Source organism: Halogeometricum sp. CBA1124 (assembly GCF_009741955.1).
Classification (GTDB): Archaea; Halobacteriota; Halobacteria; order Halobacteriales; family Haloferacaceae; genus Halogeometricum; species Halogeometricum rufum.
The window spans coordinates 1-1,297 of the sequence record NZ_WPCD01000370.1 but is presented as its reverse complement, the minus strand read 5'-3'; the positions used below and the strand labels follow the sequence as shown (position 1 = coordinate 1,297).

General features: G+C 66.0%; 2 pseudogenes. Both read left to right on the top strand.

Going from position 1 to position 1,297, the window contains the following annotated elements:
• Nucleotides 1–227: pseudogene (locus tag GJ632_RS21565) on the top strand (Glu/Leu/Phe/Val dehydrogenase); the annotation flags it as partial.
• A gap of 96 nt (nucleotides 228–323) precedes the next feature.
• A pseudogene (locus GJ632_RS21560) lies at nucleotides 324–1,297 on the top strand (DUF106 domain-containing protein); the annotation flags it as partial.

Here is a 1,297-nt window from a genome sequence, read left to right as displayed (position 1 = left end):
ACGCCGGCGGCGTCACCGTCTCGTACTTCGAGTGGTTGCAGGACATCAACCGTCGGGCGTGGCCGCTCGAACGCGTCCACGCGGAACTCGAAGAGGAGATGCTCGCGGCGTGGGACGCGGTCCGCGCGGAGTTCGACGACGGCGCGCGGACGTGGCGCGACGCCGCCTACGCCGTCGCGCTTCGGCGCGTCGCGGCCGCACACGACGCGCGCGGCGTCTGGCCCTGACCGCCCGGATCACCCTCGCGGACGCCGGCGGCCCTCCGCGCGAACACGAATCCAGAGTAAAAGCTTGATAACCGGTGAGTAACTACTCTCTCGGCAATGGCACGAATCGAACCGAAGGTGCGTGACCTCGTCTCCTCTGACCCGGAGATGCGGGACGCGTCGAGACGGTCCTCGCGCGGGCCGACGACGGCGAAGTCAAGTGGGTCGACGTGAAGGGAGACATCACCAGCGGTCACTGGGGGGCGTCTCATCGAGAAGGGCGTCCTCGTCGACGGCGACGAGGGGTTCCGACTCGCCGACCCCGAGGCGACGCGGGCGGCCCTCGAGACCGAGTCGACGAGTTCGTCGGGCGCGTCGTCCTCGTCGTCGGTCGACGACGACGACCTCGGCGACTCCTCGTGGTCCACCTACGACAAGATGGCCGCCGTCGTGACGGTGGGTCTGTTCGCCGCGTACGGGTGGAAACCGCTCCGCGACATCATCGGCAACGTGATGAACGTCGTCCTCGGACCGCTGACCGACCTGCTGCCGTTCTACGCGGTCATCATGGTCATCGCGCTGGCGACCGGGCTCTACTCCACGCTCCTGCAGGCGAACCTGATGGACATGAACAAGATGTCGAAGTACCAAGAGCGGATGAAGGACATCCAGGAGCGACGCAAAGAGGCCCAGAAGAACGACGACGACGAGGCCCTCGACGCCATCCAGCAGGAGCAGATGGAGGCGATGGGCGACCAGATGGGCATGTTCAAAGAGCAGTTCCGCCCGATGGTGTGGATCATGTTCCTCACCATCCCGGCGTTCCTCTGGATGTACTGGGCCATCGGCGTCGGCGGCAACGCCGAGGCGCACGTGACGATGCAGAACATCGTCCTGCCACTCGTCGGCGAAGTTAGCTGGACCGAGGGCGTCCTCGGCCCGATGCAGGCGTGGATCGTCTGGTACTTCCTCTGCTCGATGGGGTTCACCCAGATAATCCGCAAGAGCCTCAACATCGACATCTCGCCGTCGCGTCGTAGGTTTTCGACGCCGCACCGCCCCGACGCGCGGAGGTTTTCGACGCCGCACCG